The sequence below is a fragment of the Thiofaba sp. EF100 genome (assembly GCF_039822285.1).
Lineage (GTDB): Bacteria > Pseudomonadota > Gammaproteobacteria > Halothiobacillales > Halothiobacillaceae > Thiofaba.
Genome location: NZ_JBAJEY010000003.1, coordinates 221,696 through 236,441, shown reverse-complemented (window position 1 = coordinate 236,441; position 14,746 = coordinate 221,696). Strand labels below are relative to the sequence as shown.

General features: G+C 66.2%; 11 protein-coding genes and 1 tRNA gene. 9 read left to right on the top strand and 3 right to left on the bottom strand.

The window, feature by feature from the left end; all coding sequences use genetic code 11:
• The first annotated feature begins 209 nt into the window (after nt 1–209).
• From V6D91_RS07870 to V6D91_RS07860, 3 genes are all read left to right on the top strand, one after another.
• A complete protein-coding gene (locus V6D91_RS07870) occupies nt 210–3,665 on the top strand; it encodes a PAS domain S-box protein (protein WP_347319305.1) in 3,456 nt (1,151 codons plus the stop codon).
• Nucleotides 3,666–3,753: 88 nt separating this feature from the next.
• A complete protein-coding gene (locus tag V6D91_RS07865; protein ID WP_347319315.1) occupies nt 3,754–4,863 on the top strand; it encodes an HD domain-containing phosphohydrolase in 1,110 nt (369 codons plus the stop codon).
• Nucleotides 4,864–5,256: 393 nt separating this feature from the next.
• Entirely contained in the window at nt 5,257–6,846 is a 1,590-nt protein-coding gene (locus V6D91_RS07860; protein ID WP_347319303.1) for a peptide chain release factor 3, read from the top strand.
• A gap of 155 nt (nt 6,847–7,001) precedes the next feature.
• On the opposite strand, the gene V6D91_RS07855 is transcribed toward V6D91_RS07860, so the two are convergent.
• On the bottom strand, nt 7,002–7,736 hold the full coding sequence (locus V6D91_RS07855) for a hypothetical protein (protein WP_347319301.1): 735 nt from the start codon (nt 7,734–7,736) through the stop codon (nt 7,002–7,004).
• Between V6D91_RS07855 and V6D91_RS07850 the strand changes: the two genes are divergently transcribed.
• Together V6D91_RS07850 and V6D91_RS07845 are read left to right on the top strand one after the other, a co-directional pair.
• Nucleotides 7,735–9,006 carry an MFS transporter gene (locus tag V6D91_RS07850; RefSeq protein ID WP_347319300.1) on the top strand — a complete coding sequence of 424 codons (1,272 nt, stop codon included), beginning with the start codon at nt 7,735–7,737 and terminating at the stop codon, nt 9,004–9,006. The two genes, V6D91_RS07855 and V6D91_RS07850, sit on opposite strands and share 2 nt — an antisense overlap.
• Complete coding sequence (locus V6D91_RS07845) at nt 9,003–10,037, top strand: NADP(H)-dependent aldo-keto reductase (RefSeq protein ID WP_347319298.1); 1,035 nt, start codon at nt 9,003–9,005, stop codon at nt 10,035–10,037. The genes V6D91_RS07850 and V6D91_RS07845 overlap by 4 nt, the downstream gene beginning before the upstream one ends.
• A 40-nt stretch (nt 10,038–10,077) precedes the next feature.
• Here the strand turns inward: V6D91_RS07845 and V6D91_RS07840 are convergent, their stop codons facing one another.
• Nucleotides 10,078–11,754: a GGDEF domain-containing protein gene (locus tag V6D91_RS07840; protein WP_347319296.1), complete on the bottom strand. Its 1,677-nt coding sequence runs from the start codon at nt 11,752–11,754 to the stop codon at nt 10,078–10,080.
• A gap of 137 nt (nt 11,755–11,891) precedes the next feature.
• Nucleotides 11,892–11,968: transfer RNA gene (locus V6D91_RS07835), tRNA-Arg, on the bottom strand.
• Nucleotides 11,969–12,064: 96 nt separating this feature from the next.
• Here V6D91_RS07835 and V6D91_RS07830 point away from each other — a divergent pair.
• The 4 genes from V6D91_RS07830 to iscU all read left to right on the top strand — a co-directional run bounded on the left by V6D91_RS07830 (nt 12,065) and on the right by iscU (nt 14,729).
• Nucleotides 12,065–12,523 carry a DUF1249 domain-containing protein gene (locus V6D91_RS07830; RefSeq protein ID WP_347319294.1) on the top strand — a complete coding sequence of 153 codons (459 nt, stop codon included), beginning with the start codon at nt 12,065–12,067 and terminating at the stop codon, nt 12,521–12,523.
• A gap of 83 nt (nt 12,524–12,606) precedes the next feature.
• Entirely contained in the window at nt 12,607–13,068 is a 462-nt protein-coding gene (locus V6D91_RS07825; protein WP_347319292.1) for an Rrf2 family transcriptional regulator, read from the top strand.
• Between the two features lie 29 nt (nt 13,069–13,097).
• Nucleotides 13,098–14,321, top strand: coding sequence for an IscS subfamily cysteine desulfurase (locus tag V6D91_RS07820; protein ID WP_347319291.1), 1,224 nt, complete (start codon nt 13,098–13,100; stop codon nt 14,319–14,321).
• An 18-nt stretch (nt 14,322–14,339) separates the two neighbouring features.
• Nucleotides 14,340–14,729: a Fe-S cluster assembly scaffold IscU gene (gene iscU / locus V6D91_RS07815; protein WP_347319290.1), complete on the top strand. Its 390-nt coding sequence runs from the start codon at nt 14,340–14,342 to the stop codon at nt 14,727–14,729.
• Nucleotides 14,730–14,746: the final 17 nt, after the last annotated feature.

Here is a 14,746-nt window from a genome sequence, read left to right as displayed (position 1 = left end):
GAGCCATCCATGGCTCGCATTTCCAGGCTGTGTCAAAGGCTTTTGACACAGCCTGTCTTCCGGGCTTATAGCTTCCATAAGGAAAAAAGATTTAAGCATCCGCCGGGGGGACGGATAATGCAGGCGGGAGTCCGCATGGATGTGACCGTCTCCCGATAAGGTCAGGGCGCAGCGCTCTGCTCTCCAGCCACTTCCCGCACTGCACGCTCATGCCCCATTCCAAACTGGCCGAAGCCCTCGCCAACATGCGGCGCTCGTTCGTCGAGCAGCTGCCTGCGCGGTTTGCCGCACTGCGCCATGCCCTGCGTGCCTACAAGGCCGCGCCCGCCAGTCCCGTGGCCAGCGAGCTGCTGCTGCGCCAGTTGCATAGCCTGATGGGTGCAGCCGGCGTGTTCGACATGCCTGAGTTCAGCAAGCTCTGCCATGACGTCAACAGTGAGCTCGAGCGGCTTGTCCTGCGCTCCGCTGCCGCCGATCCTGCCGAGTTGGAAATGGTGGAGAGGGCGATCAACCTGTTGGAGTCCCTGGCCATCGCGGGTGGCCAGAGACCGGCGGTTGCCGAGGAGGCGGGCTACCGGGGACTGGGCGGGATGCGGCTGCGCGTTGCCATCGTGGAGCCCGACCCGGCCGAGGCCCGGCGACTCCGGCAGGTGCTCGTCGAGCAGGACCATGCCGTGGAGACCTTCGCCAGCCTGGAGGCGTTCTGCCGCGCCTGCGAGGGGGGCAGCATGCCCGACGTGGTTCTGGCCAGCATGGCGCGGCCGGGGGAGGCAACGCTCCTCGCGCCCCTGAAGGCGCAGGATCTGAAGGGCACGAGGCTTATCCTGACGGCTGACGACTCTTCCTTCGAGTCCAAACTGGCAGCCTTCCGCGCGGGCGCTTCCCGTTTTCTGGCGAGGCCGGTCAATCCTGCCCGCCTGCTGGCGATCCTCGAGGAATTCAGCGAGCCCGCGCGGGCGCCTTATCGGGTGATGCTGTTGGAGGATGATCCGGCGCAGCTCGAGATCCTGGCCGGTGCCTTGCGCCAGGCCGGCATGGAGGTGCTCGCTGGGGGCGATCCTCTGCGGGTGCCGGAATGGCTGGGCGACTTTCTGCCGGATGTCCTGGTGGTCGGGGATGAGCTTGGCTGTTGTTCCGGTCCTGAGTTTGCGGCCGTGCTGCGCGAGGACGAGCGCTACAGCCAACTTCGGGTCGTCATTCTGGCCTCCGATCCGGACATCGGTCGCCGCCTCATGGCGCTTGACCGCGGTAGTGACTACGTCCTGTACAAGCCGGTCGATCCCTCCTACTTCGCAACCTTCGTGGCCTCGCGTGCCCGAGGGGGGCGCCGGCTGGCCCAGACGGCCAGTGCCCTGCGCAAGGCGACGCGCGAGCGCGAGCAGGAGCTCATGGCGCTCAACGCGCATGCCATCGTCAGTGTGGCGGATGCCGCGGGACGGATCACCTACGTCAACGACCGGTTCTGCGAAATCAGCGGCTACAGCCGCGAGGCCCTGCTCGGCCAGAACCACCGCCTGGTCAAGTCGGGGCTGCACTCGCCGGAGTTCTACCAGCAACTGTGGGGGACCATCGCCTCGGGGCGCGTCTGGCATGGCGAGATCTGCAACCGCAGGCAGGACGGCGAGCTGTACTGGGTGGAAGCGACCATCGTCCCCTTCCTCGATGAGCGCGGGCGTCCTTACCAGTATGTGTCGATCCGCACCGACATCACCGCACTCAAGCGCAGCCAGGCCGATCTCAAAGCCAGCGACGAGCGGCTGCGGGCCAGCCTGTCCTTCGCCAACATTGGCATCTGGGACTGGAACATCCAGAGCGGCGAACTGTACTGGTCCGAGCGCATTCCCGCGCTGTTCGGCCACCCGATGGGGGAGCTTGAGACCAGCTATGAGAATTTCCTTGCAGCGGTGCATCCGGACGACCGCGACGCCGTGAAGGAGGCGGTCCGGGCTGCGGTGGAGGAAGGCGCGCCTTATGAGATCGAGCATCGCTGCGTGTGGCCGGACGGCACCGTGCGCTGGCTGCTCGAGCGCGGGGCCGTGGTGCGCGACCCGGAGGGCTCGCCCCGGAGGATGCTGGGCACGGTGCAGGACATCACCGAACGCAAGCAGGCCGAGGAGCGCCTGGTCCTGTTCCGTCGCATCTTCGACACCACCCAGCAGGGCATCTGCATTGCCGACGGCACGGGACGGATGCTCTACGCCAACCGGGCCTTCGAGGCGTTGCTGGGCTATTCACCCGAAGCGATGCAGGGGAAGGTGTGCGACGCCCTGCTGCCTGCGGAGGCGCCGGAGCTTGTGGAGGAGATCCTGCAGGCGGTACGGGTCGGGCGCGGCTGGTCCGGCCTGCTGCCCTTGCGCGACGTGGAGGGGCGCCCGGTCATCACGGCAAGCCACATCGGGGTCATCCAGGGGGCGGACGGCAAGCCTCAGCACCTGTTCAATGTCTTCTCCGACTATTCCGCCGAACAGGCGCGGCAGCAGGAGCTTGAACGGGCGCGGGACGAGGCCGAGCGGGCCAGCCGCGCGAAGTCCGAGTTCCTCTCGAGCATGAGCCATGAACTGCGCACGCCGATGAATGCCATCCTGGGCTTCACCCAGTTGCTGCAGGCGGAGGAGGGGATGTCGGGGGACCAGCAGGACAGCCTGCACGAGATCTTCAAGGCCGGACAGCACCTGCTCGGCCTGATCAACGAGGTGCTGGACCTGTCCCGGATCGAGGCGGGGCGGGTCGACCTGTCGCTGGAAGCGGTGGAGCTCCCGGAGCTGGTGAGGGAATGCCTGACGCTGGTGCGTCCCCTGGCCGAGGCGCGTCGGATCGAGCTTGACCAGACGGGACTCGAGGCTTGTGTCGTGCGCGCGGACCGCACGCGCCTCAAGCAGGTCATCCTCAACCTGCTCTCCAACGCGATCAAGTACAACAAGGAGGGCGGGGAGGTGAGGATCCTCATGCTCCCGGCCGACCAGCCCGGCCGCTGCCGGTTCGGCGTGCGGGACACGGGCAGCGGCATCGCCCCGGAGCACATGGATGAGTTGTTCCGCCCGTTCACCCGCCTGGCGAATGCCGGGGGGGAGGTCGAGGGCACCGGTATCGGGCTGGTCATCAGCCAGCGCCTGGTGGGCATGATGGGGGGCGGGATCGGGGTCGAAAGCCGGCTCGGGGAGGGAAGCCTGTTCTGGGTCGAACTGCCCCGGGACGAGCTCGCCGGGGCCGCCGAGCCTCGTGTCGAGAATCTCGGCTCGGTCATGCCCCGGGCCGGCGAGCGGCGTTACAGCGTGCTCTACATCGAGGACAATCCCGCCAACCTGAAGCTGATGGCGCAGATCCTTGGCCGGCGCGGGGACATCCAGTTCCTCAGCGCACACACGGCGGAGCTCGGTTTGCAATTGGCACTGGCAAGTCGGCCGGACCTTATCCTGCTCGACATCAACATGCCGGGCATGAACGGCTACGATGTATTGAGAAATTTAACGATGCGCGGCCCTGCCTCGCGTCCGCCGGTGATCGCGATCACCGCCAACGCCATGCCGCGCGACATCGAGCGCGGCCTCGCGGCGGGATTCGCGGACTACCTCACCAAGCCCATCGACGTGCCCGCATTCCTTGCCGTGCTCGACCGCCACCTGTCGGGCTCTGGGCGCGAGACGGGCGGCGGAATTCATCCATGAATTCCGCCCTTCGGGGGGCGGCCCTCGGGAGCCCGGCGGCGTTGTTATCGGTTGCTGGAAACGACGTCCTGAAGGAGCCATGGAGATGATGCACGAGATCCCCGCTGGCCAGCCGCTCTGGCGCGCCGCGCCCGCGCAGGCCGATGCCCGCATCCTGATCGTCGACGACGAGCCGGCCAACCTCAAGCTGCTCGACAAGATGCTGCGGGCCGAGGGCTACCGCAATCTGGTCCTGATCCAGGATCCGCGGCAGGTGATGGAGGCCTATCGCGCCGGGCCGGTCGACCTCGTCCTGCTCGACATCAACATGCCGCATCTGGACGGTTTCGCCGTCCTGGCCCAACTGCAGGCCCTCGACGATCCGCTGCTGCCCCCGGTGGTCATCCTGACCGCCCAGCACGGGCGAGACGTCCTGCTGCGCGCCCTGAACGGCGGCGCGCGCGACTTCATCGGCAAGCCCTTCGACCGGCTGGAGCTGTTGGCGCGGGTGCGGAACCTGCTCGACGTACACCTGGCCCAGCGCCTGCTCCACGCCCAAAAAGACGTGCTGGAGGCCGAGGTGCGGGCGCGCACGCACGAACTGCACCGCACCCGTCTGCAGGTGGTCCAGCGGCTTGGCCGGGCGGCCGAATACCGCGACAACGAGACGGGCTACCACATCATGCGGGTCAGCCACGTGGCGGCACTGCTCGCCGGCGCGGCGGGCTGGGATGCTGGGCAGTGCGACCTGATGCTCAACGCCAGCCCCATGCACGACATTGGCAAGATCGGCATCCCAGACCACATCCTGCTCAAACCGGGCCGGCTCGAGCCGGAGGAAATGGCGGTCATGAAGACGCACACCACCATCGGCGCCGAGATCCTGGGGGATGGTGATTCGGACCTGCTGCGCCTGGCCCGTGAGATCGCCCTCACCCACCATGAGAAATGGGACGGTTCCGGCTATCCGCACGGCCTTGCAGGCGGGGCCATTCCCTTGAGCGGCCGCATCGTGGCGGTGGCCGACGTGTTCGATGCACTCACTTCCGAACGACCCTACAAGCGGGCCTGGAGCGTGGAGGATGCGGTGGCCTTCATGCGCGAACAGGCCGGGACGCACTTTGATCCGGACCTTGTGCGGCACTTCCTCGAGCTGCTGCCGCAGGTGCTTGAAATCCGCACCCGCTTCGCCGAGCCGAGCGCCTCTCCCTGCCCCTGACAGGATGTTGAAAAAGGGCGTCGTGCCCTTTTTCAACTCGTCTCGTCGCGGCACATGTCCGCGACGGCCTCCGAAGATCAACCACTTATCGTGATTGATCTTCGTGCAAGCCATCCTTGGCCTGCTAAGGGCGGGGCCGAGGCCATGGAAGGCCGAGGGGTGGGAGGCCAGGACGAGCCGAGCGCCTCTCCCCGCGCAAGCGGGGCTTCCGGCATGGATGCCGGAGGGGTGTGAGGCCAGGATGCGCCGAGCGCCTCTCCCCGCGCAAGCGGGGCTTCCGGCATGGATGCCGGAGGGGTGGGAGGCCAGGATGCGCCTAGCGCCTGAGTCCCGGCCTGGGGCCAGGCTTTTTGCTATCATCGCCGCCACTTTTCGCTGATCCCCGCCCCCGCCATGACCGAACTGAACGTCGAGCGCAACAAGCGCCGCACCTTCGCCATCATCTCCCATCCCGACGCGGGCAAGACCACGCTGACCGAGAAGCTGCTGCTGTTTGGCGGTGCGATCCAGATGGCGGGCACGGTCAAGGGGCGCAAGGCCAGCCGCCACGCCACCTCGGACTGGATGGAACTGGAAAAGCAGCGCGGCATCTCGGTGACCTCCTCGGTCATGCAGTTCCCGTTCAAGGAGCGCATCGTCAACCTGCTCGACACCCCGGGCCATGAGGACTTCTCCGAGGACACCTACCGCGTGCTGACTGCGGTGGACTCGGCGCTGATGGTGATCGACAGCGCCAAGGGCGTCGAGGACCGCACCATCAAGCTGATGGAGGTCTGCCGCCTGCGCGACACGCCGATCATGAGCTTCATCAACAAGCTCGACCGCGAAGGGCGCGAGCCGATGGAGCTGCTGGATGAAGTGGAGGACATCCTCAAGATCCGCTGCGCCCCCATCACCTGGCCGATCGGCATGGGCAAGGCCTTCAAGGGCGTCTACCACCTGTACGACAACCGCATCTACGTGTTCGAGCCGCACGGCAAGGCCGAGGCGGAGGTCATCGAGGGGCTGGACAACCCGAAACTTGACGAGCTTTTGGGGATGCGCGCGGCCGAGTTCCGCGAGGAGATCGAACTGGTTCAGGGCGCAAGCCACGCCTTCGACCTTTCCGCCTACCTGCGCGGCGAGTTGACCCCGGTGTTCTTCGGCTCGGCGATGAACAACTTCGGCGTGCGCGAGCTGCTGGAGTTTTTCGTCGAGCACGCGCCCGGTCCGCAGGCGCGGGCCACCAGCACGCGCGTGGTGCAGCCGGATGAGGACAAGTTCAGCGGCTTCGTGTTCAAGATCCAGGCCAACATGGATCCGGCCCACCGCGACCGCGTGGCCTTCCTGCGCGTCTGCTCGGGCAAGTTCAGCAAGGGCATGAAGGTGAAGCACGTGCGCCTCGGACGCGACATCAAGATCGCCGATGCGCTGACCTTCATGGCCAGCGAGCGCGAGCATGTCGAGGACGCCTTTCCCGGTGACATCATCGGCGTCCACAACCACGGCACGATCCGCATCGGCGACACCTTCACCGAGGGCGAGAACTTTGCCTTCACCGGCATCCCCAACTTTGCCCCCGAGCTGTTCCGCCGCGCCCAGTTGCGCGACCCGCTGAAGATGAAGCAGTTGCAGAAGGGCCTGGTGCAGCTGTGTGAGGAGGGTGCGACGCAGCTCTACCGCCCGCTGATCAACAACGACCTGATCCTCGGCGCGGTGGGCGTGCTGCAGTTCGATGTGGTGGCCCACCGCCTGAAGGCGGAATACAACGTCGATTGCACCTTCGAACACGTGAACGTCAACACCGCCCGCTGGGTGGAGTGCGACGATCCGAAGAAGCTGGACGAGTTCAAGGCCAAGCACGAGGCCAACCTCGCCCTCGACCACGCAGGCGACCTGGTCTACATCGCCTCAACGAGGGTCAACCTGCAGATGACCATGGAGCGCTGGCCGGACATCCGCTTCCTCGCCACCCGCGAGCATGGGGATTATGTGAGCGAGTAGGTGGCCGCCCCCCAAGCGATCTTCCAGGGGGTAATCGCGGCGGGGGCGCCGCTCCTACAGGGGTGGGGAGATCGTAGGAGGCCCGCCCCCGGGCCGACCCATCCAACCGGCGATTCTCGCGGCGAGGTTGCCGGGTTTTCTCCCCGTGTGGTTCATCAGTCAAAGATCGAGCGCGGTTTCTCGCGGCTGATCTGCTCCTTCAGGCGGCCAAAATCGGCGGGAGCGACGTACTGCAGGATCTCCCGTTCCTTGTCGGCCAGCATCACCACCAGCCCCTTGTCCGGGTAGAGCCAGTATTCGCGGCCTTCGTCGATGGGGCGTCTTTCTGTCGGCGCACCGAAGTGCTTTTCCAGGAAGGCGGCGTCGAACTGCACGGCTGCGGGGATGTAGGTCAGTGAACGGATCGGCCAGTCTTGCAGGGCACGGATGTCTTCCACCGCAAGGTCGTAGCGCCAGGCCCCGCTCGGCTGGGCCTGGGGCTTAGAGGCGCGTTCGAGCATGGACTGGAGCTGTTCTTGGCTGCCTTGGGCTTCGGCAATGAGGTAGGCATCCAGAAAACCGAGCCGGGTCTTGCCATAGAACAGCTCCACGCTCAGGGTGCCATCGGCTGACTTGAACAGGTTGATGTCACCCTTCTTGTCCAGGATGCGCTTGGCCTCCAGCAGGGTGGTCTGCCCCGGGACGATCCCGAACACGCGGCTCTGCCCGCCGGGCAGGATCTCAACCTGCCAGGGCAGGTTGTGCGTTGCCTCGGCCGGCGGTTCAGCCGTGCCGCAGGCGGCGAGCAGGAGGGCAAGGGGTAGGGCGGCAAGGGCGGTACGGAAGGTCATGGTCTGCAACGGCCTGATCGTGTTGCGGTATTGTACGAGTTCCAGCATGGAGCGTCGCATGTCCCGCCTTTCCCCCGCTACGGCCTGGGCCCTGTACGACTGGGCCAATTCCGCCTTCGCCACCGTGGTGATGGCCGGCTTCTTCCCCCTGTTCTTCAAGCAGTTCTGGGCAGGCTCGCTGCCCACGCCCGAGAGCACCTTCTGGCTCGGCCTGACGATGACGCTGGCCAGCCTCGTGCTCATCCTGATGGCGCCGATGGTCGGGGGACTGGCGGATGCCCTCGGCTGGCGCAAGCGGATCCTGTTCCAGTTCACCCTGCTCGGTGCCGGGGCGACGGGGGCGCTGTGGCTCTTGCCTGCAGGTGCCTGGGTGTGGGCCCTGATCCTGTACGGGGTAGCGAGCCTCGCCTTCATGGCCTCCAACATCGCCTACGATGCCCTGCTGCCGGCGGTGGCCGAGCCCGATCAGTTTGGCCCGGTGTCCTCGCGCGGCTTCGCGCTCGGCTATCTCGGTGGCGGGGTGGTGTTTGCCCTGTGCGTCGGCATGACGCTGCAGCCGGGCTGGTTCGGGCTGACGGATGCGACGCAGGCGGTCAGCCTGAGTTTCCTGCTGACCGGTCTGTGGTGGCTGCTGTTCAGCCTGCCACTGATGCGGCGGGTTGTGGAGCATGGTCCGGTGAGCAGGCCGCAGGTAGCCGATGCCATGCGGGCGAGCCTCGGCCAGTGGCGGGCAAGCTGGCACCATTTGCGCGCCGAGCCGCGCGCGCTGACCTTCCTCGTCGCCTACTGGCTGTACATCGACGGGGTCGATACCATCATCCGCATGGCCGTCGACTACGGCCTGTCCATCGGCCTGCCTTCCGACGGGTTGATCCTCGCCCTGCTCATCGTCCAGTTCGTCGGCTTTCCCGCGACCTTGCTCTACGGCAAACTGGCTGGCCGCATCGGCATGGCGCGCGCCATCTTCGCGGGGCTCGCGGCCTATGTCCTGATCCTGTTGTGGGCCACGCGCATGGACAGCGCGCTGGAGTTCTACCTGCTGGCGGTCGGGGTCGGGCTGGTCCAGGGCGGGGTGCAGGCACTGAGCCGCGCCTACTTCGCCCGCCTGACGCCTCCCGGGCGCGAGGGGGAGTTTTTCGCCTTCTACAATATGCTCGGCAAGTTCGCCGCCCTGTTCGGACCGATCCTGGTGGGGGCGCTGACGCTTGCCAGCAGCGACCACCGCATCGGCATGCTGGCGGTGCTGCCCTTGTTCGTGGGCGGGGCTTGGCTGCTGTGGCTGACCGAGCGTCTGGGCAAGTGCGCCAGGCAAAAGGAGGAAGCACAATGAACATTCGGCCGCTCGGCACCACCGACCTGCGCGTGTCCGAGTTCTGCCTCGGCACCATGACCTTCGGCGAGCAGAACACCGAGGCGGAGGCGCACGCCCAGCTCGACCTCGCTGTCGCGCATGGGGTGAACTTTATCGACGTGGCCGAGATGTACCCCGTCCCCCCGCGCGCTGAGACCCAGGGACGCACCGAGTCCTATGTCGGCAGCTGGCTCGCACGACAGGCTCGCGATCGCGTCGTGCTCGCCACCAAGGTCACTGGCCCTGCGCGCGGCTACGACTGGATCCGCGGCGGCCCGCGCATCAGTCCGGAGCACCTGCGCGAGGCGCTGGAGGGCAGTCTGCGCCGCCTGCGCACCGATTACGTCGATCTCTACCAGATCCACTGGCCCGACCGCTACGTGCCGATGTTCGGCGAGAGCAGCTACGACGCCTCGCGCGAGCGGGAGACCATCCCCATCCGCACCCAGCTGGAGACCCTGGCGGGCTTCGTGCGCGAGGGCAAGGTGCGCCACATCGGCCTGAGCAACGAGACCCCCTGGGGGTTGGGCGAGTTCATGCGCCTTGCCTCGGAGCACGGCCTGCCGCGCATCGCCACGATCCAGAACGCCTACCACCTGCTCAACCGCACCTTCGAGACGGGGCTGGCGGAGGTCTGCCATCACCTCGAAGTGCCGCTGCTCGCCTACAGCCCGCTCGCCTTCGGTGCCCTGACCGGCAAGTACCTCGCCGACCCGCAGGCGGCGGGACGCCTGAATCTCTTCCCGGGCTTCGGCAGGCGCTACGCCAAGCCGAACGTCATGCCCGCGGTGCGCGAGTACCTGCGCATCGCCCGCGAGGCGGGGCTGGATCCGGCCCGGATGGCCATCGCCTTCGTCGCCACGCGCCGCTTCGTGGGCGCCACCATCATCGGCGCCACCTCGCTGGACCAGCTCAGGACCAACCTCGGCGCGGCGGGCATGACGCTGCCCGAGGACGTCCTGGCCGAGATCGAGCAGGTCCACTTGCGCTATCCGAATCCCGCGCCCTGACGGCAGGGAGCAGACAAGGCACGCCGCGCCTTCCCAGGTTTCAGTCGCCGGGGGAGGCCGCGGGCGGATGGTGCGTTTCGACGCGGTTGCGGCCGTGGGTCTTGGCGCGGTAGAGCGCCTGGTCGGCGGCGTGCACGAGGTCATCCAGCGTGTCGCCGAGGCCGAGGCTGGCGACACCTGCGCTGATGGTGACGGGGGTGTCTTCGAGGACGGGGCTCCCGGCAACCATGGCCCGCAGGTGCTCGGCCATGTCCGCGGCATGCTCGAGCGAGGTGTGCGGCGCGAGGATGAGGAATTCCTCGCCGCCCCAGCGGCAGAACGTGTCGGAATCGCGCAGCTTGTCCGCGATCCTCTGGCTGAGGGCGCGCAGGACGTGGTCCCCGGTGGCGTGTCCGTAACGATCGTTGATCTGCTTGAAGTGGTCGGCATCGATGAAGATCAGGGAGAGCGGATAGTGATAGCGCCTGGAGCGCGTGATCTCGCCCTCGGCGATGCTCTCGAAATACATGCGGTTCCACAGGCCAGTCAGCGGATCGGTGTTCGCCAGCCGCTGCGATGCCTCCAAGCTCTGCTGAAGCTTTTCCTCGGCGCCCTTCCTGCGGCGCATCTCCTCGCGCAGGGCGCGGTTGAGTCGGGCGAAGCGCAGGGTGATCGCGCCGATCGCGAGCAGCGCCAGGAAGGCCAGGCCGGCAAGCCGGTAGAACAGGCCGTAGTCCGGCGTCGCATGCGGGGTACGCAGGAATCCGGCCAGATTCACCGGGCCGGGCGACATGCCAAGTTCCACGTAATTGCTCGCGATGGTCTCCCAGCGCCCCGGATTCATGTGCCCGAGTTGGATCAGTTCGGGCATGACCAGTCTGGCGATTTCGTGGGCCTCGAAGCGCAGGTGCTCCAGGCTCTTGTTCGGGGCGTAGCGCTCGTGGATCAGCTGGATCGATTCCTCGATATGGGAGAGCGCGTATTCCCAGCCGCGCAGGCTGGCCTGGGTGAAGGCGTCGACCGTCTCCGGCCGCTCCCGGATCAGTGCCTCCCGCGTGACGAGCACGTCGTTGTAGAAGTTAACGCCGTAGTCGCGGGGGTTGATGATGCGGTAGGCCACGCCCCTTTCGTTCAGCAACCAGGGCTCGTTGGAGACATAACCGTTGAAGGCGTCGGTGTTCCCCTGGATCAGGTCGTCGGGGTTGAAGCTTGTGAGCTGGATGTTCAGCCTGCGGGGATCCATGCCCTCGCGCCGCATCATCATCAGCAGTTCGGCGCTCTCCGGCGCGGGCAGGACCATAAGCCGCTTACCGGCGAGATCCGCGGGCGTGTAGATGCCGGAGTCGGCCCGGACGATCCAGACCAGGGGCGAGGTCTGCATGATGGCCGCCAGTGCGACCACGGGCTTGCCCGCCATGCGCTCGATGACCACGCCGCTGCCGGTCACGGCAAAATCGGTCTTGCCTTGCAGCAGGGCGTCGATGGGCTTGAGCCGTTCGGGGCCGCCCTCCAGGATTTCGACGTCCAGTCCTGCCTGCTGGTAGAACCCCTTCTCCAAGGCCATGTAATAGCCGGCGAACTGGAACTGGTGCAGCCAGCGCAGCTGCAGTCGCAATGGCTCGGCGGCGCCGGAAAGCGGCCATGCCTGGAGGGTGGCCAGCAGGATCAGTGCGGCGATGGCTTGGGCGGATGTCCGGCGTGTGTGGCCGGGAGGAGGAGGTAAGCCGAAAAGCCGCATGGTGGGAGGTGCCTTCGGAGATATCCGCCGATTGTATCCCTGCAGGGTGGTTGGACAGAAAGCAGTCCTCGGCCGGGTGCGCGATGCGCGGGGGGAATCGGGGGCGACAGCGCAGGTTGTGGCAATGAGGGGAGGGGTGGTGTCCCCGACAGGAGTCGAACCTGTGGCCTGTCCCTTAGGAGGGGACCGCTCTATCCAGCTGAGCTACGGGGACGTAGGCCGCATTCTAACATGGCCGGCCTTGGACGACGTGGCGCCCGCGCGGGTGTCCTCACCGCCATCCCCCTGGGCTGTTATGATGCGCGCCATCATGAAATACCAGCCCCTCGCCACCACCATGCCCGCTCCGCCCCTGCGCAGCTTCGCCGCGCTGATGGAGCTGTATGAGACGAACTTCATGCTCATGCGGCGCCTGATGCCGGACATGGCTGGGCTGTCCGGCACGCTGGCCTCGCAGGGCGGGGAGGGGTTGCCCTTGCATGTGGAGGTGCTCGAGCAGGGTCGTTTTACGACCGTGGTGCGTTTGTTTTACCGTCTCCCCTGTGAGGATGGCGGGGTGAGGGAGGCCCCGGACCTCCAGGTGCGCGTCTACCACGATGCGCGCGTGGCGGAGGCGGTGGCCGGGCGGCTGCGCGGAAGGGACTGCAGTGCCCAGGGACAGGTGGGGGAGCGCTGCCTGGATGTGCGCTGGCGCCTCAACCGCTTTCTGTACAAGTGGCTGCGTTACCTCTTGCATCGTCAGCAGCGTATTGAGGCTTCGTCGGGTTGAACCTTTCCAAGGAATTCTTGACTAATTTGCTCGGGAAGATTACTTTCCTGAGTGAAACAATCAAGAATTATGGAGGCGCGCCCATGAGAGTCTCGACCAAAGCCCGTCACGCCATCACCGCCATGATGCACCTTGCCGCCCATCATGGCCGCGGTCCCGTGACCCTGTCCGACATCGCCCAGACGCAGGGTATGTCCCTGTCCTATCTGGAGCAGCTGTTCTCGCGCCTGCGCAAGCACGGCCTGGTGAACGGCGTGCGCGGTCCCGGCGGCGGCTACTGTCTGGCTGCAAGCCCCGACGAGATCAGCATTGCGCAGGTGATGGATGCGGTGGAAGATCGCACCCCCGCCGAGCGTGAGCGTTTCTTTGCCGCCTACCGTCCGGGTTCGCGCAGCGAGGCGCACGACATGTGGCACGACTTCAGCAAGCGGCTGTACGATTTCCTGGCTCACATGAGCTTGAGTGATTTCGTGCGCGCCCAGCAGGTGCCCGCCAGCGCCCGCCGCGCGACCCGCACCGGCGTTGAGCTGCGCGCGGTGGGCTGACGAGATAAGTCCGTAAATTAGGGAATGTTGTGATGACCCTGAAACTGCCGATCTACCTGGACTACAGCGCCACCACGCCGGTGGATGAGCGCGTCGCCGAGAAGATGTGTGCCTGCCTGACCCGCGAGGGGGTGTTCGGCAATCCGGCCTCGCGTTCCCACAGCTTCGGCTGGAAGGCCGAGAGGGCGGTGGAGGAGGCGCGCGAGCAGGTCGCGGCACTGGTCGGGGCTGATCCGAAGGAGATCGTATGGACCTCCGGGGCCACCGAGTCCAACAACCTCGCGATCAAGGGCGCGGCCGAGTTTTACAAGAAGAAGGGTCGCCACATCGTGACCATCAGCACCGAGCACAAGGCGGTGATCGACACCTGCCGGGCGCTGGAGCGCGAGGGCTATGAGGTGACCTACCTCGATCCCGAGCCAAATGGCCTGGTCGATGCGGACAAGTTCGCCGCCGCCCTGCGCGAGGACACCGTGCTGGCCTCGGTCATGTTCGTCAACAACGAGATCGGCGTGATCCAGGACATCGAAAAGCTGGGCGCCATCTGCCGCGCAAAGGGCGTGATCTTCCACGTCGATGCCGCGCAGGCCACGGGGAAGGTGGCGATCGACCTCGCCAACCTGCCGGTCGACCTGATGAGCTTCTCTGCCCACAAGACCTACGGCCCGAAGGGCATCGGTGCGCTGTACGTGCGACGCAAGCCGCGCGTCCGCGTCGAGGCGCAGATGCACGGCGGCGGGCACGAGCGCGGCATGCGCTCCGGTACCCTCGCCGTGCACCAGATCGTCGGCATGGGCGAGGCCTTCCGCATCGCGGGGCAGGAGATGGCGGCCGAGAACGAGCGCATCCGCATGCTGCGTGACCGGCTGTGGAACGGCATCAAGGACATGGAGGAGGTCTACGTCAACGGCGACCTCACGCACCGCGTGCCGCACAACCTCAACGTCAGCTTCAACTTCGTCGAAGGCGAGTCGCTGATCATGGCGCTCAAGGACATCGCCGTATCCTCCGGCTCCGCCTGCACCTCCGCGAGCCTCGAGCCGAGCTATGTGCTGCGCGCCCTGGGGCGCAGCGACGAGCTTGCGCACAGCTCCATCCGCTTCTCCATCGGCCGCTACACGACGGTGGAGGAGATCGATTACACCATCGATCTCATTCGCAAGGCGGTCGGCAAGCTGCGCGACCTCTCCCCGCTGTGGGAGATGTACAAGGACGGCATTGACCTCTCCAAGGTCGAATGGGTCCATCACTGATTACGGGAGATTCATGCCATGGCATACACCGACAAAGTCATCGACCACTACGAAAACCCGCGCAACGTCGGCAGCCTGGACAAGGATGATCCGAGCGTCGGCACCGGCATGGTCGGCGCGCCCGCCTGCGGCGATGTGATGCGTCTGCAGATCAAGGTCAACGCGCAGGGCATCATCGAGGACGCCAAGTTCAAGACCTACGGCTGCGGCTCGGCGATTGCCTCAAGCTCCCTGGTCACCGAGATGGTGAAGGGCAAGACCCTGGAGGAGGCGAAAAAGATCCGCAACAAGGACATCGCCGAGGAGCTGGAGCTGCCACCGGTGAAGATCCACTGCTCGGTGCTGGCGGAGGATGCCATCGCCGCCGCGATTGCGGACTACCAGAGCAAGCACCAACCACAGGGCTGAGCCGTCGCCGCGTGCCG